Source organism: Pseudomonas sp. CFBP 8758 (assembly GCF_014841725.1).
GTDB lineage: Bacteria > Pseudomonadota > Gammaproteobacteria > Pseudomonadales > Pseudomonadaceae > Aquipseudomonas > Aquipseudomonas baltica.
On the sequence record NZ_JACYUK010000002.1, the window covers coordinates 555345 to 575461 of the forward strand.

The window sequence follows — 20117 nt, forward strand, 5'->3', positions numbered from 1 at the left end:
ACCCGTTGGGCCAATGCATGCACTTCCCGGGTAGCCGACGACACCTCGCCGATGGAGGCATGGATGCGCTCGACGAACTGGTTGAACGAGGTACCGAGTTCACCGAATTCATCACGGCTTTCAACGACCAGGCGACGCGTCAGATCGCCTTCGCCCTGCGCGATGTCACGCATTGCCCGGCCCATGGTCACCAATGGACGCATCAAGACCTTGATGAGCAAGGTCAGCAACAAGGCAATAGCGAGAACGGCAACGACCATGGCGATCACGGCCGACGTACGGAACTGGCGCAGTGGGGCGTAGGCCTTGTCCTTGTCGATCGACAGACCCACGTACCAGTCTGCCGAAGGCAGCCCTGTGACCGGCGTGAACGACAGCAGTCTCGCCTCGCCACCGAGGCTGACCTCCTGCAGATTCTTCTCGATTCGCGGCGTGCTGCCGGGGTAGATGTCTTTCAGGTTTTTCATGACCTGATCCTTGTCCGGCGACACCAACACCTGACCGTCTGCGCTGACGAGAAACGCCTGGCCGATCCCGCCAAAATCCACCGAATTGATGATCTGCACCAATGTGTCGAGGCTCAAGTCGCCGCCGACTACGCCCATCAACTGACCTTGGCGTTTGACGGGCGCTGCCACCGTGACGACCAGGCCACCCACCGATGCCAGATAGGGCGGCGTCAGCATGACTTGATCCGCTGTCACCGCAGCTTTGTACCAGGGCCGCTGACGCGGATCGTACCCGTCAGGCATCTTGGTGTCGGGACGCTGGATGAAGGTGCCGTCGGCCACACCCATGTAGGTGAATTGAAAGTTGGTGGTGATCACGGGCTGGTCCAGCAGGCCCGGGTAGTCCGCCTGGTCGCCTTGATAGGCAATGTTCTGGCGCAGGTTTTCAATCACCAGAATCCGGCCGCTGAGCCAGTTCTTGACGCTGCTGGCGGTCAGCTCGCCCGACTGCTTGACCGATGCGCTGAGGTTCTGCTGAATGGCGCTGCGCTGCAGGTAGTCGTTGTAGAGCGTGAACAAGGCGAACGCCAGGATGACGATGCTGCACCCGGCGATCAGGATTTTATGGCTGAATTTCAAGTTCATGGACGCTAGAGGTTCCGAGGCATGAGGGGGCGAAAGCCAGGCGCCGTGCTGGGGATGCAGCAGCGCTGTCAGGCAGCAGGTCGGACTGGGGGCGAGCACCGGATGGCGGCAATCGAGTTGCGCCGACAACCGTCGTCTTCAGCGTTTCGGCTGCGCGCGCGCGAACATGAGAACTGATCGTGGTTTTCCGCCACACGGTCATCGGCCGACGAGGGCGCACCGTGTGGTGCCTGATACACCGCAGCACTTGTTTCGCGGCCACGGACCGCTCCTGCTAAGGGAATTGCTTTCAGTGCGGACCGGTCACTGCTCGTGTGCTGACCCCGCACCCAAACGCGCTGATGCAAGATGTGTTCGACAGGCGCCTACACACAAGCGTCATCCCTGATCGACTACTATGCAAAGAAATTCTCTGCGCCTCGAGCCTGAACCAGGGCTCGCTGCACTCGGTTAGGCATTTGATAGGCCTCAGGGTCTGAGCAGATGATTGCATGAAAGGTGAGACTAAGTTGAAAGCACGTGTTCTGAAGCGAAAGGGGGTATCACCGGGGTACGCCAAGCTTTAGGCGTTATGTCCGTGAGGCCAATGGGCCGCAGCGAATAAGATACTGCGCTTCATTACGCCAGGTGCTCCGGGTAGCTCGGAACCTCCAGCTCGGGATTCTGAGGCACAACAGGGCTGTCTGACGATACTTTCAACACCGCTCTCGGCAATATTATCTAGCTCGATAGCGGTGTTGTAGTGCCTTTAAGCTACGTAACCACCGTCAACGGTCAGATCATGACCAGTTATATAACTGGCTTCATCGGAAGCAAGGAAAATAATAGCTGCCGCAATTTCGTCAACGGTACCCTTACGCCCTGCGGGAATTACCTTTTTCAGAGCATCTGGATCCGAGCTGCCCACCCCACGATTCATCAGATGCGCTGCAGAAGGAATCACCGACGCAGAGTTGCTTCGGATATCTGTAGCTATAGAGCCCGGGCAAACCGTATTGAATGTGATGCCAGTGTGTGAGAGAGACGCTGCCATCTGCCGAGTGAAACCAATCAAGCCGAACTTTGACGCCGTGTAAGCTGCACCATCTGCTCGACCTACAAGGCCGCCAATTGAGGAGACGTTGATTACTCGACCGAATCCTTGGGGAATCATATGCTTGAGGGCGGCTTGGGATGTCAGGAATGCACCCTTAAGGTTGATAGCCATGATCTGATCCCAGAGCTCTTCGGTTGTCTCAGTCACATCAGCAAAGCCGTCAAACACCCCTGCATTATTGATTAGCACATCGATCTTTCCGAAATGATCGATAGCGGTGCGCACCAATGCGTCTACTTGCTCTCGATCACGGACGTCAGTCTTTACAAAAACAACTTCACCGCCCTTGTCATTCAACTGGCGGCATGCTTCTTGACCGCGATCTGCTTGAATCCCTCCCATGACTACCTTGGCGCCTACGCTGGATAACGACGTGCACACGGCCAAACCGATCCCCGATTCACCGCCAGTGATGACAACAACCTTGTCTTTGAGGTTAAACATTGCGACTCCTAGATCGATGGAATTATCGTTAAAGACGGTGCATGAATCACTAGGTCAAGAAATGCGGAAGTCATGCCGACGCTAGCCATCCACATCAAAAAAGACCAGTGGGTACCATATTAGACCTAAGGGTATTTTTTTTCAATCGAGTAAGTATTTCAAGCGGATACAGGGCGGTTTGTCAGGAGCACGGCCCTCTGTCTCCAAGACAGAGCCATCCTACTGGCCAATTTCGACACGTGTCGTCGTGGATTCTCTCAAGGGGCATGTTGCTACCCTCTCGATTGACTCACACCTAAATCAGTGTTGACGGGCTTAAGCTCAAAGGCTATCTGCTGGACACGACAGCACGCGTGGTTTTGGCTTCCTCCCACCCAAGTTCCATTTTGAAACCGCATCACTGCTCGATACGACCCTTGATTTTTAGATAAGCCAAGGCAGGGTACGGACGTCGATTTCATTAGGTGAAGCACGTTCTCGCGATGTAGATTTGGACAACGTGAGATTCCCCAGTCCTGTGCGTACCCAATATATGTATATCGCGAAGCGTGTGAGGAGCCTCTTCATACCGTGTGCTCTAAAGTCCGCCACCAACAACAGTTGCGGGGTGGAGATGTGAGGAGGTTTACGGAACCCCTTGGTGTCTAACTAGATATGCCTGCTCAAGCGCCTTTCCATCTGCGATACGACGATGGTAGCGGGTATGCATACTGCGGCGTACATCAGCCCTGTAAGCATGAGAACCGACATGTATTGGAATGTAGCCGAACCTATTTCGTTTGCTCGCGAAACAATCTCTGGCAATGCGATGGTGAAGCACAGTGAAGTCGTCTGCAGCATGACGAGAGCAAATCCGAGCAGAGGAGGTAAACAAATCCTCATCGCCTGCGGGACTATCACGATTCTCATTGCTGTCGCGGGTGCTAAACCTAAGGTAACTGCCGCCTCCCGTTGACCAGGCGGAACAGCTTTGAGTCCACCCCGGATGATTTCGCTTGTGTAGGCAGCGGTACTCCAACCGAGTGCAAGAACCGATGCTGCTGCGGAGCTCAGCGATACATGCACATTGGGAAGGCCGAAGTAAAAAAATTGCAGCAGAATCAGCACCGGGGCTCCTCGTCCAAGCTCCACTATGCAGATCGAAAATATGCGCAACATTTTGATCTTGGAGTCTGTGCCTATTGCCAGAAAAAGACCAACTGGCACTCCCCAAAGCAGAGCTAGAGCGCAAATTTGAAGACTAAGTTTATAACCGTCTAGAAGTTCGGGGAGCCATACAGACCAGTTACCAAAGAATTCGCTCATCGTTCGATCCTAGCGCGAAGGTTCGCATCGACACTGCGTGAAAGCCATGCCATCGCGAAGCTAATCAAAAGATAAAGGCATCCGGCTAGAGCATAAATCTCTAATCCTTTAAACGTCTGCTGGCTAAGCTGGTAGGCCACTTGGGCCACCTCAGGCACGCCGATCGTAGATGCAATAGCTGTGTCCTTTAATAAGCCGATCGCGTACGTGCTGCAGGCTGGCAAAGAGTAGCGAAACACTTGGGGCGCCATAACTGACATAGCTCTATCCCAAAAGCCTAGCCCGAGCACGTGCGACGCTTCACGCTGCCCGTGCGGTATAGCCAGTAGAGCTCCGCGGTAAATCTCAGCAAGGTTGGCTGCCGTTATTAGACCTAGGCCTAGCATTGCCGCAACGAACGCACTGAGTTGAACCACGTATTCGCTGAAGGAAAAGAAGATAAAAAAAAGCCAGACGATTGGGGGGATCGATCTCATAAATACAGTCACGCTGATAGCAACTGCGCGCAGAGTGGCGTGCTTTGAGATACGCATCATGCACAAAGGGATAGCCAGAAGAGCGCCCAGCAGAAATGAAGAAAGAGTCAGCGCTAAGCTCCATGGCACTGCTTTTAGCAATGCCACAAGAAAGATCAAGGCTTCCATCAGCGATCCCTCACCGCGGTCAGGAATCTTTGCACACGCTCGTTTTGGGGATCACGCATAACCTCCTTGCTAGGGCCTTGCTCAATGATGCGGCCTTCAGCCATGACGACCACCCGATCAGATACCTGCTCTGCGAAACGCATCTCATGGGTTACCACAATCATAGTCATGCCGCTGTCGGCCAACTCACGCATTACCGCCAACACTTCCAAGCCAACCTCAGGATCGAGGGCAGAAGTAGGCTCATCGAATAGCATGATTTCTGGATCCAGAGCCAAGGCCCTAGATATTGCAATACGTTGCTGCTGGCCGCCGGAACAACGACTAGGGTACATGCCTGCTTTGGCGGCTAACCCTACTCGTGTTAGCAACAGCATGGATCGTTCATCGGCCTCCTGCTTGCTGCGGCCGAGCACCTTGCGCTGCGCGAGGCTAACGTTTTCAAGCACAGTAAGGTGGGGAAACAGATTAAAAGACTGAAACACCATTCCGAGTTTTTTCTGCAGCTTGGCCAGATCTTGCTTGGAGGGTTTCTTTGTAGCGTCAATGACGACTTCACCAACTCGAATGATTCCTTCAGTAGGCGGTTCCAGCTGATTGATACAACGCAGTAAGGTGCTTTTCCCGGAACCACTAGGCCCGATTATGGCTACAACTTCGCCGCTGCATAGCGAAAAATCAACGTCCTCCAAGACTCTGATTGTACCAAACTTCTTTCCTACCCCTTCAATACATAAAACTGCGCTGGGGTCGCTTGTTTTTTTCGACAAGTTTATGGTCGAGGTAGTCACGCTATTCATGGTGGTATTCCAATGACGAACAAGTAGACTGGAACCCGGCCTCTAAAACACACTTAGATGGCCGGGACGCCTTGATCTGAACAACAGCAGTCTAAAGTCGAGCAGTATTTGTTATTTTTGTTTTGGCCGAAGGCTCATGCTACAGCGTCATGCTTTATGAATTAACGGGATAATTTCTCATACACATCAGGCCGGCGATCCGTGAGTTGTTTAACCTCTCCTTTCGCGCGAGACAGTCTAAGAAGGTCGAGATCAAGAACAGTGTGCACCAGCGCCTCGGTGTTCATTTCTGCCGAGGCATATGTGCCATCATCTATTTTGAATCTGTTATCTATCGGGCATGCGACAAACGCTTGCCCTTTGCAAACTGTGCGGTAGTCATTCGGAATGTCCAGTGCCCCAAGAAGAGGAGAGACGCAAACATACATCTGATTTTCCAGCGCGCGGGCGTGTCCACTATGCCATTCTCTCCAAGCGCCGCGAGTTTCAGTAAGCGTAGGAACGAAAATCACCTCCACTCCCTGATCCGCTAAATGCCTGGAAAGCTCAGGATATTGCACGTCGTAGCAGACATACATGCCACACTGTACGCCTTCAATTTCGAAGACATTCAACGCACTCCCACCACAGGTATTAATCGCTTTTTCACCGCGTGTGAGGTGTATTTTGTCCTGCTCTAGAACAGTACCATCCGGTCTAAATACAAAGCTTGTGTTGAAGGCCTTGTCATCGACCTCATGCCAATAGGTAGCACCTACAATGGTGACATTATGACGCTGAGCCAGTGCAGACATCCCAAGCTTGTAGCCGTCGTATAGCGGGTTAAATACGGTGCGATAGAATGCTGCAACGGTGGTGTTGTCTACCGTGGCAGCCTGATCGTGGCTCCATAGTAAACCCATCCCGACAAACTCCGGCAGTACGAGGACTGCACTGCCTGCCACCTGCGCTTCTTTGACCTTCGTCTCAATATCCTGCAAAAAATCATCGAGAGAGCGAGCAGGCTTTATTGTGTAGGCAGAGATTGAAACCTTCAGCGAGTTAGACATTTTGTGTCCCCTTCCAGTAGCTCGACAATGCCTTCTTGTCAATCTTCCCCGTATTGCCCAGCGGCATTTCGTACAAGTGAACAAAATGTGCCGGCACCTTAAAGTCCGCGAGCACATGTCGACAATGATCAGTTAGCGCTTGCGTGTTCACTGGGTGATTAGTACGTGATACGTAAAATGCTACCGGTAACTCACCAAATTTTTGGTCTTCTACCCCTATTACTCCACAGGATTGAATATCCTGGTGGGTTAGGAGGACTCCCTCAACCTCTGCTGGGGCGATATTGGCGCCACCGCGGATGATAATGTCTTTGATTCTGCCAGTGAGGTAGAAGTAGCCCCTGGTATCAAAATGGCCAAGATCGCCTGTACGGAAAAAACCATTATCAAAAGAAGCCTCGGTGAGAGCCTGGGCGTTAAGATAACCTGACGTGGTGGCCGGGGCTCGTACTATGATTTCTCCTGTCACATTGGCCGGTAAGACAGCTCCCGAACTGCTCACCACCTTTATTTCGACCCCTGGTGATGCCTTACCAATGGCTCCCGCCGGCACAGGATCATGATCGGCTGCAAATTTGCCGAACACGGGCCGCACTTCAGTAAGCGCGTAGTAATCTTGAATCTCCGCTCCAAATCTTGCGGTGAAACGCTGCCGCAGTTCCATCGGCAAGGGAGCTCCCGCTGAAATGAGAAGGCGCACGCCCGAAAGGTCATAATTCAGCGAATTTTGCTCTGCGTATTCCACCATCATGGAGAACATTGTCGGCACACCCTGAAAGACGGTGATGCCGTGATGGATGATTGCTTCCAAAACATCCTGAGGTCGAAAGCGCCGCAGCACTACAACTTCGCAACCGGCTTGAATTCCAGTGGCAGCAGCGGTCGATAATCCGTACAGAAAACCAAGTGGTAGTGCTACCAGCATCTTGTCTGCGGGCGTAATCTGCCACATATCAATCAATGACTGATTGCCAGCGGTTTCTGCCTTTTGGTCGAACAGAACCGCCTTGGGTATGCCTGTGGAGCCCGACGTATAAATAATCAAGAAGTGAGCCGATGGAGTCTCTTCAGCATAGATCGTCTCAAGAACTGGCGTGGCAACGAAGAAATCCGTCGCCTGATACACCTGACAATCCAATCCACTTGCCGCCTCATTGGCGTTAGCCGTCAGCTTCTCGTCGGTAAGCAAAAGCTTTGCGTGTGCATGTTCTAAAATGTAGGCGACTTCAGCGCTGCTCAGGCCCGCGTTGATGGGCACGAATGTCCCTCCCAGCTTTGCCATCGCATAGTAAAGTACAAGGATATCGCTGCTGTTCTCGCAGTACACCGCCAACGTCGACGTGTTACTTAGACCTCTCGCACGTAGTACGTTGGCAATGCGATACACCTCACGCACCAAACCGCCATAAGTGAATGCTTTGTCTTCAAACCGCAACGCCATGGCGTCTGGGTTTTTGTGGGCGACGGCTTCGATGCTTTTCAAAATCATGACACTTGACCTCGGATGGAACGTTTGTGCGTGAGGGGTTTATCGAGTTCTCAGACTGGCTTGCAATGCATCATAATTTTCCATTCACCTTCCTGAACCGACTCGCCTCGCTGATTCCTCAAGGAAACATGGAAATTAACAATGCCGACGCCTGGCTTTTTGGTCTCACGTTTGGAGTCCACACGTTGGTAAACGTGAATTGTATCGCCAATTTTGATCGGGCCACGCAGATCCCATGTCATGCCCAAAAAGGCGATTGCAGTGCCTTCCTTGATTCCCAGGCGGCTTTCCAAGCCAGTAGCGATCGCAAAGCCTGCTGGGCCATGGAGGATGCGCCCGCCAAAGACCGTACTTTTTGCAAATTCTTCGTCGGTATGGACGGGGTTGTGGTCACCAGTCAGTGCGGCGAACATGACAATGTCAGCCTCAGTGATGGTGCGGCGAGGTGAGTTCCACTCCTTGCCCACCTCCAGCTCGTCGAAGTACAAGGCGTTCTGGCCGATCCCAGCGCGTTCAACTGCTTGTGCGGTGTCAGACATTGTTTTGCTCCTGTTTAAGAACTTTGGTATTGAGCTTTTGCGCAGCAGCGCCCATCGTCGAAAACTCGACATTAGGCTGTTGCATGTAAGAAATGAGCTGTTCCAGCATCGTTATTCGAGGGCCGCGACCAATTATCTCGGGATGACACGTCAGCGTGAATATTCCCGACACCGAGTGGGCATAATCGAATTCAGAAGACCATGCTTTGAACACATCACTCGGTAGCCTTAAACCCGTATTCAAAGGTCGAACATTGAATTGGAAGTAAGGGTAATCATCGAGCTCCCAAGCCACTGGGAATTCGAGGACTGCGCTTTCAGGGCCGTGAGTGAAGCGCTCTTCAGTCAGTACGTCATGTTTACGTGCATAGAAGACATTAAAATCGTTGGACATAAGGCTGCTGTCATAGATCAGCCCATGTTCCTCCAAGAGATCAATGGTGTTAGCGCTGAGATCCCAGGCCGGAGAGCGATAGCCTATGGGACGAACGCCGGTAACGGCTTGCAGCGTGTCCATGCTTTTGGCTAAGAGCGCGCGTTCTTCGGCTAGCTCCAATCCGACAGGAGACTCGTGGATATAGCCGTGACAAGCTACCTCATGACCTTCAGCGATGATCCGCTTGACCAAGTCTGGATACGAAGTTGCCGTATGTGCTGGCACAAAAAACGTGGCAGGCACTCCACAGCGTTTCAGCACGTCCAGGAGGCGCGGCATGCCGACCTCAGCGCCGAACTCGCCCCTCGACAGAGGGGTAGGGGATACCTGCTTAAAGGTGCTCAACCAAATTGCAACGCCGTCGAAATCAAACGTCAGGCAAACGGTGGTCATTGTGGAAGCCTCAAAACGTCGGCCTCAGACTCGTCAATCAGGCGGCGGGCAATGACCAATTTCTGAATGTCGTTCGTACCCTCACCGACGATGTATAGAGGCGCTTCTCGGTAGAGGCGCTCTACGACAAATTCGTCGATGTAACCGTAGCCACCGTGGATTCTCAATGCGTCTTCTGTGATGTCCCGAGCAGACTCGCTAGCCAGAAGCTTTGCCATGCCAGAAAGCATATCGGCGCGTTCACCTGACTCCTTGGCTCGTGCCGCTTCTGCGGTCATCAATCGAGCAGCAACAAGCTTGGTTGCCATTTCAGCGAGTCTGAGCTGAACAGCCTGATGCTGATCAATGGCTACCCCAAATGACTTACGATCGCCGGCGTAGCGCTTGGCCTCGCTCAAAGCGTTTGCCGCAAGACCCACGGCGCTCGCAGCGATAGCAATTCGACCTACCTCCAAAGCATCAAGCAAATGCCGCATGCCTTTACCGGTAGCACCGCCCAGCACGGCGGTTTTCGAGGCTACGACCTTGTCCAACACGATTTCCATCGTATCAACCAGGCCATACGCCATTTTGTGGAATTCGCTGGTGACACTGACCCCTTCTTGAGTTTTATCGATCAAGAAAAGGCTGGAACGAGGCTTATTGGTTCCTTCGTCAAAGCTGGTACGAGCAAGGGTCAGTAGAATTGTGGCCTTGGCCCCATTGGTGACGAAGATTTTGCTGCCACTAATCGTGAACCCTTCTTCAGTAGGGGTAGCAACTGTCCTGATTGATTGCAGGTCAGAGCCGGCCCCAGGTTCAGTCAGCAACAGAGCACCACGGTGCTCACCAGTTGCCATCGATGGGAGATAGGCCTGCTTTTGCTCTTCGGTGCCATATTTGGCGATTGCGTAAGCCACAGTGCAATGACTATTGATATAAGCCGCGAGCGTCGTCCAACCCGCTGCAATCGTCTCCATTACCACTGCAAATACGGGAAGACGCAGCTGAAACCCGCCGTACTCTTCAGGAATGGCCAAACCGAACAAACCCATCTCCTTCATCGCTGCCAACATTTCGGTAGGGAAGGTCTTGCTGCGATCCATCTCGTGAGCGTGCGGGCGCACTTCACGAGCGATGTATTTAGTAACGGTGTCAATGATATCGTTTTCGATATCAGTAAAATCGGTATGTCGGCTCACTGTAATAACCTCTAGAGCGGTAATACGCTGATACGGAGCTAATCTGAAACTCAGTCTTTTGAATGGCAAGCCTGACTGTTTGACGCTATTTACTTAAAGCGAGCAGCACGGCCATATTTCTCACGAACTTCAGTGAACTCTTCTGGACGACGCTGCTGCATTTTTTCGTAATAACCTGCACGGCTAATACCGTACGCGCCTAGTTGATGAAGGAGACCGAGTGATTCGGCCATCTTCAATGCGAATGTATTAGGGTTGAGGATCGTAGTTTGACGGGGTGCACCACTCGTCAGAAGCCATTTTTCAGTGCAGGCGGAGATGATGGTGCACGCGAGAATGACCGACTCGACGCCGCCATCTTCCATCGCTTTGGCTGATGCGGCTAAAGCGTCTTTAGCTACACCTTCATAATCATTGATCATGTCGGTGATGTACCAATTGATGTAACGCACGTCCTTACATTGTTCGCTTTGGCCGTAAATACGTACCAAGTCACGCATGTACGCTGCAGATTTGCGGTGGTCAGTTACCAGTAGGTAATCATGGCCGAAATAGGAAGCGTGCTGCATGGTTGCTTCCAAAGTCCCAACTACAGGAATGTCAACGAGCTCGCGCGCGGCTCGGACACCTGGATCGTTACAGCAGCCTACGATGACTGCGTCGAAACCTTTCTTTTCAGCATCGATGATGCACTCGAAGAGAACTTCTTCAGTAAGGTGCTTTGGATACCACCAATCGCAGTTCTCTGGGCAGTTTTCCACGTTGGTGACAACCAGCTCATTCCCGTCATTCAGGTAAGGCTCAAGAGTCTCGGTGATCAGCCCGTTGTACGCCGGCGTTCCGAAAGGATTGATGAAGTTGATTCTGACGCCCATGACCATTTCTCCAAACGGGGCGGAGAGCTGAACAGCTCAACGTACCCACCGTATTAAAAATTAGACCGTTGGGTCAGTATGCGGAAATCTTTGAGAGAGTCAAGAGCCTGCTGAGTACCAAAACAGCATCCAGCTCTCCCCGCCACGCGTGCTGTGACATCAGCCTGATCGACCCTTGCATCATAGCGACTCACCGTATAAATTGGATACCCAGCGGTCAGTTTTTTTGGATGATGGTGATTTTTCTCGCATCCAGCCCCCAACCAGGAGTGAACAGCATGATCAAAGGCATCAATGCAGGCAGCGGTTATCCAGGCGTGTCGATGGGCACGTTGGTTAGTGAGGGTGAGTTGTTGTTCTTGTCTGGCCATGTCGGCACCGACGATGCAGGCGAGCCGGTAACAGGCGGTTTCGAAGCTCAGGTTCAAGCTGCTTTCGAAAATATGGGTAAGACCCTGGCAGCGGCCGGAGTAGGGTTCGAGGCATTGGCCAAAATGACGACCTATATCACTGATCCAAGCCCTGAAGGCCTGGCTGCCTTTAAGAAAGTTCGAAACTCCTTTGTGAATATGGATTGCCCGCCTGCCAATGCGCTCGTCACCGTTGCAGGGCTTTATGACCCTGCCATCAAGATCGAGATCGAAGGCGTGGCTCTGATCCCTCGTTAAATTCTGCTTAAGCGAGAATGGTAATGGCCGAGTACGATGCGGTAATAGTTGGCGGCGGGCACAACGGTTTGGTGTGTGCAGCATACCTGGCCAAAGCCGGCAAAAAGGTTTGTGTGCTGGAGCGTCGTCACATCTTGGGCGGGGCTGCGGTCACTGAGGAGCTATGGCCAGGATTTCATTTGTCCGTGGCCTCCTACTGGATGTCCCTACTTCAGCCCAAGATCATGATCGACCTCAATCTCATGAAGTACGGGGTTAAGGTTCTTGATATCAATCCAGGCATACACCCGTTTTTGGACGGCACATCTGTAACGTATTGGCCAGAGGCGTCGCGCATGAGCGACGAATTGCGCAAGTACTCGCAGGAGGATGCTGATGCCTATCCTGAATTTACCGCACACATGCGTAAGCTGGTGGCGCATCTTCGAGAGCTCATTTTCGAGGTGCCGGTAGATTTCACGACGGGTAAGGTTAAGGATCTGACGAAATCCGCAGGTTTGATTTGGCGAATGCGCAAAGCTGGCCCCATGTTTTATGACATATGGGATCTGCTGACGATGAGCTGTCATGACTACCTGAAACGGTGGTTCTCGAACCCTCAGGTGCTCACCGTATTTGGTTGCTACGCTTCGGGCAGCGGCGGCAATATCGGCCCTATGAGCCCAGGCTCCGCCTATGTTCTGGCACGACCTTATCTTCGTGAAAGCGATACTGCCGCAGGCCCAGGTGGACTCGTTCAAGGCGGTATGGGCGCTATCGCCAAGGCGCTTGAACGCAGTTGTCAAGATCTGGGCGTAGACCTTCGATGCAACGCCCCCGTGAAAGAAATTGTAGTTGAGAATGGACGCGCTTCAGGTGTCCTGCTCGACAGCGGGGAGGTGGTTCGGGCCAAGAAAGTAGTGGCCAACGCGAACGCTAAAACGCTATTTCTTCATTTACTGAAGCCGGAACACGTGCCAGCCGAGGTGATTGCTCGCGTCAAACGGATCAGGACGCAATCTACAACGTTCAAGATCAATATGGCGCTGTCTGGATTGCCGAAGTGGAACTGCTTGGTAGGGAAAGACTTGCAGGTGCCAGGTTCAATTACGATCGCCGAGAATCTTACCGAGCTTCAAGAGGCGTTTGAGTCTGGCCAGCATGGACGAATCGCGGAGCATCCCTACATGTGGATTCTCACTCCAAGCGCGTTTGATACGACATGTGCCCCCGAAGGCATGCACACGCTTAGCTTGCTTGGTGGACATGTTCCGTACAGTCTCAAGGATGGGCGTCCATGGGATGAGGTTACCAAAGAGGAGCTGTTTGACCGTGTCGTTGCTCAGATTGAACGGTACGCGCCTGGTTTCCGTGATCTGGTAGTGCATAAGCAGGTACTAACGCCTATCGACATTGAGAAGATGTTTGGCATGACAGACGGCCATGTTCACCATGGCGAGCTGAGTATCGATCAGATTTTTTTCCGTCGTCCAATCGCTCAGTACGCGGACTACAAGACGCCTGTTAACGGCCTATACATGTGTGGCGCTTCGACGCACCCAGGTGGTGGGGTTACTGGAGTGCCGGGATATAACGCATCAAGGGTCATTCTCGCCGATTTCTAACGTCAGATCGCAGGGTTCCCCGTGCCGAGCGTTGACTCGCGCATGGGGTTTTTTTTGTCACTAAATCGTAGCAATAGCATCAAAAGCACCTCTAGGAAGATTAATTTGACTCGCAAGTCCAAAAAAAAGACAATGCGAAATCCTTGCCCCTGGGAATAGCTTTGATCCTGCTGCACGGCTTATCAAGAGGTGTAGATGGAATATACATATCGAGGAGTCGTTTACCCCGCCCAGACGGATGCCATGGGGCATATGACAGTGCAGTATTACGTTGCTGCATTCGATCAAGCGTTTTGGCATTTCATTGCTTCTTTGGGCTACCATCCTGACTGGCGGAACTCGAAAGGCGAAGGGTGGGCGGACGTCAAGTACGTTATCAATTATTCAAGCGAGCTAAAAATCGGTGATTTGTTCAGCGTACGTAGCCAAGTTGTAAAAGTAGGGAATAGCTCGTTGGTTACCCATCATGATTTGCTCAACATCGAAGGCCAAATTTGCGCCGATATCGAGATGACGTCCGTGTACTTTAATTTGACCAAGCGTGAATCGATGAGCCTACCTGACGCTGTTCGTATCAATGCAGGTGCTGCACTTCTTAAGCAGCAATAAAATTTATCAAGGTGACACTGTGACTATCGATCTTCGTGACCAGCTAAAGCTAAAAAAACAGGCCTATGTACAGGATGAAATCTTGTCCACTGCCGCCATTCTTTTTGCTGACAAAGGTTTTCGCGCCATCACCATCAACGACATCGCTGCTGGGTTGGGGTACACAAAGTCGGTGGTTTATTATTACTTTAAAAATAAAAACGAGATACTCTGGCAGATCTTCAACAGAATGTATGAAAGCTACCAGCAGGCTATAGACGAGGTGATCGGAAAGTCGCTGTCTCCAACTGAGACTCTGCACGAGATTCTTTATCAACATGCGCTTCAGGTAATGAAGCGTAAGCACTGGACTGCTATCTACTTTCGTGATGAAAGTGAGCTGGAGCCAGAGCAGCAAAATCTGATGCGCAAGCGTAAGCGTGAATACGATGCGTCAATTGAGAAGGTCTACCATGAGGGCGTCAAGGAGGGTGTCTTTGTCGATATTCCATCGCATATTGCTGTGTCGGGCTTCCTGGGCATGTGCAACTGGTCTCATACCTGGTTCAATGACAATGGAAGTCATACAGCTGAGCAAATTGCCGGCTATTACTGCAGCATCATGTCAAAGGGATATTTGACGTAATAAGAGCAATAGCAGGCATGCGCCCTCCGATGAAGGCGCATTACGTTAGGACTTATTGATCAGCATAACGTGGCGTACCCGGAGTCGCGGCACTTGCATCCAGCCCTGCTTTTTGAAGCTCTTTTCCCAGCGAACCATTGTCTTGCAGCTCCTTGATGAGCCGATCCATGGCCTGCCCCAATTCCTGGTTCCCTTTTTTGTACAGATAAGCAGTTTGTGCGGGTTCGATGGACGACTTGACTGCCGGGTCTGGAGTCGCGACCTTGACCTGTATGTCCTTAGGCATTCCGCCTTGCTTCTGCGTTTCCACGCCTATGGAATAAGTGTTGACTGCCGCGCTGATACGCCCACTGCTCAAGTCTTGTGCAAGTGCAACTGCAGTAGGATAGAGATTTAGATCCGAGCCATACATTTTCTTTAGCTCTGGCACCCACAGGTAGCCCTGCACGGTTCCTACCTTCCTTCCTTTAAGCTGAGAGAACTGCGTAAGTCCCTCGCGCGAATAGATGGCTGTTTGTTCTAGGTATACGGGTGCGCTGACACCCAGTACCTTCGCGCGTTCGGCAGTGCGGTACCACGCGCCTACCGCAACGTCTGAACGACCTGCTACAACGTACTGGATAGCCGCTGCCGAATCGGTGAACTGGTGTTGGACTTCTAGGCAATTGGCCTTGGCGAAAGCCTCCATGACGAAAGCGTCGATGCCAGCTGCAGTTTTGCCATCTTCAGCCTGAACGATGTAGGGAGGTACGACCGCTGATGTGACCTTCAAAACACCTGGCTCCAGCGTCGAGAATTTGTCTGCTGGCTTGCAATCCGCCGCGGAGGCGATGGATGGTACTAGGTTGAACACGCCTGCGATCACGACAACACCGAGTTTTACTGCAGTACTTTTGCTTACCATTTTGATTCTCCGAAGATATTATTAGTTAGGCAGGACTTGAAACTAAGTAAAGCAGTGACGCATTCAGGTATTTTGTTTTTTAATGCTATGAGTTCCTGTAGCCAACAACGCAAAGTATCAGCGAAGCAATTTTTTCTTTAGCATATGTGTAATTAAGATTTGATGGGTCTAGTTGCTGAAAAACACCTTCTAACAAAGCGCGAATCGCACCTGTCGTAAGCGTCACATCGCTAACGCTAAAAGTGTTCTGTGAGTTGCCTAATGTCAGAATGTCCTGTAGGACTGCTACCTGCTCATTACGGATCGCTAATATCATTTCTAACTGTTGTTGTGAAAGATAACCCGAATCGCGCGTTGCTAGTACATGGTGACAACGATTTTCATAAATGAAACGTAGGTGGCACTGGACGTAGCATTCCAGAAGTTTGATGGCGACCTTCTTGCTCCGTTTCGAAGGCCGGATTGCGCTCAGCAGTACGTGCTCTGCTTCCTCAATGAGTTCAAAGAGGAGCTCTTGCTTGTTCTCCATGTGGTTATAGAGTGATCCCACTTGGATGCCTACCGATTCTGCAAGATGACGAAGACTGACAGAGGGGTAGCCGTGTATTGAAAACAGCTCAAGAGCCGCCTCCTTTACCGCCTTCCCTGTATCCAATTTTCTGGCTTCAGTGCCATTGGTCAGGACGTCTTCAAAAATTGCGGCCATGTTTACCTTGGGCGACGAGCGTCGAGTCAAAATAATCCGCCCGGGAAGCAGCAATCTCACGGGCGGCTGACAAAATCGTCAGAAACAGAGGAACCGAAACTGGTAGATCAACTGGCTGAGTAATCCTCAGCAAACGAGCGACGGTCGCGGGCGTAATCAACGTTTACATCTGGAATGACCCGGATGCGGACTTTGCTCTGCATTTCTTCCGAGATGTGCGCCACAACACCTGGCATGGTTGAAATCACGGCAAGACCAGTCATTTCAGCAGGCGTAAAGCCCATCTGAGCCAAAATAGCGCCCATCATGCCTACTTCATTGATGACGATTTCAGGCTTATTTGCTTGGGTGGTGAACGCCTTGTGAATGGCTTCATACCATTCACATACATCACCCCAAACGCCACACTCCAATGCCAATGCTTTCAGCTGCTGAGCGCGAGGATCGGTGAAGCGAAAAGCCGGATGACCCAGGCCTGGAACTCGTTCTTTTCGAGCTCGCATGCCATCGACCAATGCGCTAGCAGCCTCGTCAAGGCTTGCAGCGCTTCGTGCGTTAGGCAGTGTCTGGTTCAGGAAATGGCCAGTCTGATCGGGTGCCAGCGAGTACTCGCCAGCCGATAACACCGCCGTAGCAAGGCCGGCGACCATAGAAGGATTGCTGGATACACAGTAGCGCGCGGCGGCTGTGCCAGGCTTTTTCAGAGCGTAATCCAGTACTGAGCACAGAACCCCATCGATCATTTTTGCCTCGCCCGCTGACGGCAGACGGCCCCGGATGAGCAAAAACGTTGCTTCTGGGAAGCTCAGCTTGCCGATCAAATCACTCAGATCATAACCGCGGATGTAGACGGTGTTGTTCTCGACGTCGCTTACCGATGTTTGCCAATAACGATTTTGCTCTGTGCTCATGTGGATGTCCTTAAAGCGGTGTGACGGCGGCGCCATTGGGCCGGTGTACATCCATCGTATGGCAGGTCTGTTTTTTTGTCTAGCGGGTCAGTTAGAAAGAATGACTGGTTGGTCAGTCACCCGAGGAGTGGCATTGGCATGCGCTGATTGCACGTCACAGGCTAGCCATTGCCCCATGAGTCACGCAGCGCCCAGTCGCCGTCAGCACATCCGATGGGCTTTCTCTGCTCGTGAAATCGAAGGCTTACGCTGCCAGATAAGCGGCAGGCGGTTTCCCCATGTCCCCAGGAGCGATCAGAGGTGATAGGGCAGCATCAGCAGCCAGCTTCCGTCTGTAAAAAGATCATTCTTCACCCTGAAAATACCCTGTGGTCTGATAAAGTGACCATAGGGTATTATTGCTTTTTAGGCTGTGCCTAACCTGTATAGGCTCAGCATTCGGCTTGGAAAATGGGGATGCTCGGATGAAAGATCGGCCTAGAATTGAAGAGCTGAGCCACATTGGATCGCCCGCACGCGCCAATGATGTTGATCGAATGCATGAGGTGGCAACCAGGTCATTTCTTGAAAAAGGATCCGCGGCAGTTAGCCTGAGGGACATTGCATCGGCGGCCGAGATACCTATAGGTTCGATGCATAAACTCACAGGCGGGAAAGAGTGCTTGTTGTTCAGGCTTATAGAGGGGTATGAGATAGGTTTGCATGAAGCAGCATCAGTACGCGTCAAATGTGCACGTACAGCCACAACTGAACTAGATGCCTATGTTACTGCTTATGTGGAATATGGCGTTTCTGCTCGGCAACGGCACCACTTGGCAAGACAAGAATTGTCGGCGCTTCCCGAAAGCTTACAGGCAACTCTACGCTCTCTGAGAGACAAGCGGGTCAACAGTTTGTGGCGAATAATCGCACATGGACATTCAACGAAGTCGTTCGATTGCCCCGAGCTTAGATTCACTGCCAAAATCATCTTAGCTAGCCTGGAGGGTATCTTGAGTAACCGAACGGTCGGAAACGATGAGATTCTGCAGTCTCTTGATCTTCTAAAAAGAATGGCGAATAGATTTGTTATTGCTTATAAAGAACCTGTTTAATGTTTCTCTTGGGGCGAGGCTGGAATTTTAGACTCACAGCTACTCATGTCATCCGTGCAGAAGAGTGGTATCAGCATAAATGAATTAAAGCTACGCTTGTTTTGAACTATTTTTAATAAGTAAGCACGATGCGTCGCATTCTTTGAAACTTCAAGCAGTGAATATCGGCTAAGCATCGGATGTTAGGTCTAGCAGGCTGCTTCAATCAGAATGATCCTCCAGCCACAGAGCTGCATTGGTGTGCCCAACGTTTTATATGCTCCATTGATTGATCCAACAGGGTGAGAGGTGGTATTGGACACGACAACTCGGCCCTCAGAGTTGACAATCAAGCACGGTAGCTCGAATCTTGAAAGCGGGTAAGCCACAGAGCGTTCGAAGTCATCCAGCCTTACGTCTGCAGCTGCTACGCCTATGAAATGATCGGATACAACGATCGGCACGGCTAAGGTGAGCAAGTACTTATCAAAGTCGACATAGGGCCCGACGACCACAGGCTCTCGATTGAGCCGAGGGAGGCTCATCCACTCAGCCTTGGTGTACTCGTAAAAATTACCACGCCAAGGATAGCGACTATTGGAGTCTTCCTGGATGCTTCCATCTGATGAGAGTTCTAGCCAGCTGAGCGCGTAGTCTGTCCCTGGGATAACGTTCTCATCTAAAATAATGCCCAACGAAAAGGCAGATCCATCCAGGCGCATGAGCGCTTTCACAAGACTGGGTCGCATGTGCTTGACATCAGACTCCGCAACTTTGCTATTTTGAGCTGACTTGTTTTCGATTAGTTGGGTGAATTGGCTGCTTATCAGTCTTAATTCACCGAAGACCTTTTCAAATGCAGAGCAGGCGGCCTGCTTTAGAAAATCATTCAACGGTATGGCCTCGAAGTGCTTGTTGGTGTGATCGTGAAGCAATCAAGCTCAGACGCTTCTTGGCCAAAGATTCGAAGGATATTCGCGTTCTGTCACGAGCAAGCGTACCGGCCTCATGCACCAACCTTTGGCCCACCATCTTTGTCACCGCTGCAAGTGTCTGAGCGCACTCTTCTGTATACCCTTGGTCTTCGTGGGCGAGCGCGAGAAGCCAGCTATATTCTTCGTAAGTATGAAGCGCTGCTGAGCTTAATCTGACTGACTGAGCCGCTGCTGCTAGCTCGATGTCGAACCTGGCGTGTGCTCGGCAGGCTGCAATTGCGCTAGTAGCACTAAGCACTCGATTGCAGTATTCCTCCAAACGCGCAATATTCGACGGTGAAGCGCGGCTAGCCGCGAGCTCGGCCGCCTCACCTAGGAGCATTGCTTTCCAATCCGACAGGTCTCTAAGAGCCGTAGCAGATAAGTCTTTCAGTCGAATTTCCGCTTTATCATGGGCCACCCGGGATGTGCGCTGCACGAACGTGCCGCCGCCTCGTCCAGGCTTGGTATCGACTAAACCTTCCAGGCGCAGCTCAGCTAACGCCTCGCGAAGAGTGAAGGCAGTAACGTGAAGCTCCTTGGATAAGGCTGCTTCTTTGGGCAGCATCTCTCCGTCTTCAAAGAAGCCAAGATCAATAGCTGTGCGTAAGCGCGTCACCACTGAGCTGACCCCAGTAAGGTGCTGAGGTCGCAACGAAAACATGGTCACTCCCTGCGGGAGATCTGAACCGAGAGCC

General features: G+C 51.8%; 20 protein-coding genes and 1 pseudogene. 5 read left to right on the plus strand and 16 right to left on the minus strand.

Annotated features, from left to right (window positions below; all coding sequences use genetic code 11):
* Positions 1 to 68 precede the first annotated feature (68 nt).
* The 11 genes and pseudogenes from IFT75_RS21585 to IFT75_RS06390 form a co-directional block, all read right to left on the minus strand.
* Positions 69 to 1094: pseudogene (locus IFT75_RS21585) on the minus strand (HAMP domain-containing protein); the annotation flags it as partial.
* A gap of 748 nt (positions 1095 to 1842) precedes the next feature.
* The gene (locus IFT75_RS06345) at positions 1843 to 2634 is read right to left on the minus strand and encodes an SDR family NAD(P)-dependent oxidoreductase (RefSeq protein WP_192053835.1); all 792 of its coding nucleotides are present in this window, start codon (positions 2632 to 2634) and stop codon (positions 1843 to 1845) included.
* 648 nt (positions 2635 to 3282) lie between these two features.
* Positions 3283 to 3939, minus strand: a complete 657-nt coding sequence (locus IFT75_RS06350) for an amino acid ABC transporter permease (RefSeq protein WP_192053836.1) — start codon at positions 3937 to 3939, stop codon at positions 3283 to 3285.
* Complete coding sequence (locus IFT75_RS06355; RefSeq protein ID WP_096140669.1) at positions 3936 to 4583, minus strand: amino acid ABC transporter permease; 648 nt, start codon at positions 4581 to 4583, stop codon at positions 3936 to 3938. Before IFT75_RS06355 ends, IFT75_RS06350 begins: the two co-directional genes overlap by 4 nt.
* Positions 4583 to 5383, minus strand: a complete 801-nt coding sequence (locus IFT75_RS06360; protein ID WP_192053838.1) for an amino acid ABC transporter ATP-binding protein — start codon at positions 5381 to 5383, stop codon at positions 4583 to 4585. The genes IFT75_RS06355 and IFT75_RS06360 overlap by 1 nt, the downstream gene beginning before the upstream one ends.
* 161 nt (positions 5384 to 5544) lie before the next feature.
* Positions 5545 to 6432, minus strand: coding sequence for a nitrilase-related carbon-nitrogen hydrolase (locus IFT75_RS06365; protein ID WP_192053840.1), 888 nt, complete (start codon positions 6430 to 6432; stop codon positions 5545 to 5547).
* Positions 6425 to 7921, minus strand: coding sequence for a class I adenylate-forming enzyme family protein (locus IFT75_RS06370; RefSeq protein ID WP_192053842.1), 1497 nt, complete (start codon positions 7919 to 7921; stop codon positions 6425 to 6427). Before IFT75_RS06370 ends, IFT75_RS06365 begins: the two co-directional genes overlap by 8 nt.
* Positions 7922 to 7971: 50 nt before the next feature.
* Positions 7972 to 8460, minus strand: a complete 489-nt coding sequence (locus tag IFT75_RS06375) for a MaoC/PaaZ C-terminal domain-containing protein (protein WP_096140673.1) — start codon at positions 8458 to 8460, stop codon at positions 7972 to 7974.
* Positions 8453 to 9289 carry a polysaccharide deacetylase family protein gene (locus IFT75_RS06380; protein WP_192053844.1) on the minus strand — a complete coding sequence of 279 codons (837 nt, stop codon included), beginning with the start codon at positions 9287 to 9289 and terminating at the stop codon, positions 8453 to 8455. The genes IFT75_RS06375 and IFT75_RS06380 overlap by 8 nt, the downstream gene beginning before the upstream one ends.
* Complete coding sequence (locus IFT75_RS06385; RefSeq protein WP_096140675.1) at positions 9286 to 10470, minus strand: acyl-CoA dehydrogenase family protein; 1185 nt, start codon at positions 10468 to 10470, stop codon at positions 9286 to 9288. The genes IFT75_RS06380 and IFT75_RS06385 overlap by 4 nt, the downstream gene beginning before the upstream one ends.
* Positions 10471 to 10559: 89 nt before the next feature.
* A complete protein-coding gene (locus tag IFT75_RS06390; protein ID WP_192053846.1) occupies positions 10560 to 11345 on the minus strand; it encodes an aspartate/glutamate racemase family protein in 786 nt (261 codons plus the stop codon).
* Between the two features lie 278 nt (positions 11346 to 11623).
* On the opposite strand from IFT75_RS06390, the gene IFT75_RS06395 reads away from it, so the two are divergent.
* The 4 genes from IFT75_RS06395 (at position 11624) to IFT75_RS06410 (ending at position 14851) form a co-directional block, all read left to right on the plus strand.
* Entirely contained in the window at positions 11624 to 12013 is a 390-nt protein-coding gene (locus tag IFT75_RS06395; RefSeq protein ID WP_192053848.1) for a RidA family protein, read from the plus strand.
* 23 nt (positions 12014 to 12036) lie between these two features.
* Positions 12037 to 13617: a phytoene desaturase family protein gene (locus tag IFT75_RS06400; protein WP_192053850.1), complete on the plus strand. Its 1581-nt coding sequence runs from the start codon at positions 12037 to 12039 to the stop codon at positions 13615 to 13617.
* A 195-nt stretch (positions 13618 to 13812) separates the two neighbouring features.
* Positions 13813 to 14226, plus strand: coding sequence for an acyl-CoA thioesterase (locus IFT75_RS06405; RefSeq protein ID WP_192053852.1), 414 nt, complete (start codon positions 13813 to 13815; stop codon positions 14224 to 14226).
* A 19-nt stretch (positions 14227 to 14245) separates the two neighbouring features.
* The gene (locus tag IFT75_RS06410; RefSeq protein ID WP_096140710.1) at positions 14246 to 14851 is read left to right on the plus strand and encodes a TetR/AcrR family transcriptional regulator; all 606 of its coding nucleotides are present in this window, start codon (positions 14246 to 14248) and stop codon (positions 14849 to 14851) included.
* A 52-nt stretch (positions 14852 to 14903) separates the two neighbouring features.
* On the opposite strand, the gene IFT75_RS06415 is transcribed toward IFT75_RS06410, so the two are convergent.
* From IFT75_RS06415 to IFT75_RS06425, 3 genes are all read right to left on the minus strand, one after another.
* Positions 14904 to 15755: a substrate-binding periplasmic protein gene (locus IFT75_RS06415; protein WP_192053854.1), complete on the minus strand. Its 852-nt coding sequence runs from the start codon at positions 15753 to 15755 to the stop codon at positions 14904 to 14906.
* Positions 15756 to 15840: 85 nt separating this feature from the next.
* Positions 15841 to 16461 (minus strand): TetR/AcrR family transcriptional regulator, encoded by a 621-nt coding sequence (locus tag IFT75_RS06420; protein ID WP_192053855.1) that lies wholly within the window; start codon positions 16459 to 16461, stop codon positions 15841 to 15843.
* Between the two features lie 107 nt (positions 16462 to 16568).
* Entirely contained in the window at positions 16569 to 17372 is an 804-nt protein-coding gene (locus IFT75_RS06425; protein WP_192053857.1) for a citryl-CoA lyase, read from the minus strand.
* 464 nt (positions 17373 to 17836) lie between these two features.
* Here IFT75_RS06425 and IFT75_RS06430 point away from each other — a divergent pair, with 464 nt between their 5' ends.
* Entirely contained in the window at positions 17837 to 18466 is a 630-nt protein-coding gene (locus IFT75_RS06430; RefSeq protein WP_192053859.1) for a TetR/AcrR family transcriptional regulator, read from the plus strand.
* Between the two features lie 188 nt (positions 18467 to 18654).
* On the opposite strand, the gene IFT75_RS06435 is transcribed toward IFT75_RS06430, so the two are convergent.
* Complete coding sequence (locus IFT75_RS06435) at positions 18655 to 19338, minus strand: cache domain-containing protein (protein ID WP_199864045.1); 684 nt, start codon at positions 19336 to 19338, stop codon at positions 18655 to 18657.
* Positions 19331 to 20083, minus strand: coding sequence for a FadR/GntR family transcriptional regulator (locus tag IFT75_RS06440; RefSeq protein ID WP_192053861.1), 753 nt, complete (start codon positions 20081 to 20083; stop codon positions 19331 to 19333). Before IFT75_RS06440 ends, IFT75_RS06435 begins: the two co-directional genes overlap by 8 nt.
* Between the last annotated feature and the right edge of the window lie 34 nt (positions 20084 to 20117).